Genomic DNA, 313 nt, shown 5'->3' on the forward strand with positions numbered 1-313 from the left:
CGTCGATGCGGCCGGAGCCGATCAGGTCGACGGCGAGGGCGAATTCCGTGTCGAAGCGGAAGCTGCCCTTCACCTGTATTTCTTTTGTTTCGATTATCGATATCGAAAGCGCCGCCGTCGCGCCCTGGCCGATGGTCACCAGCGTGCCGCGCGGCTTGATGATAGGCAAGGCGCTGGCCACTGTCGCGCCCTGGCCGGCGGCCTCGAAGACGACGTCGAAATACCCCTTTTTGGCGGCATAGGCGTCCATCGCGTCGGCGTGGGTGGCGACATTGATGGTGCGGTCGGCGCCGGCTTGCGTGGCGTATTCCAG

1 protein-coding gene is annotated in these 313 nt (G+C 64.2%); it reads right to left on the reverse strand.

Annotated features, from left to right (window positions below):
- Nucleotides 1–313: zinc-binding dehydrogenase (locus EN808_RS35675; RefSeq protein WP_145973052.1), on the reverse strand; the 313-nt coding region annotated here is incomplete at both ends.

Origin of the sequence: Mesorhizobium sp. M8A.F.Ca.ET.165.01.1.1 (assembly GCF_004792065.1) — a bacterium.
Classification (GTDB): Bacteria; Pseudomonadota; Alphaproteobacteria; order Rhizobiales; family Rhizobiaceae; genus Mesorhizobium.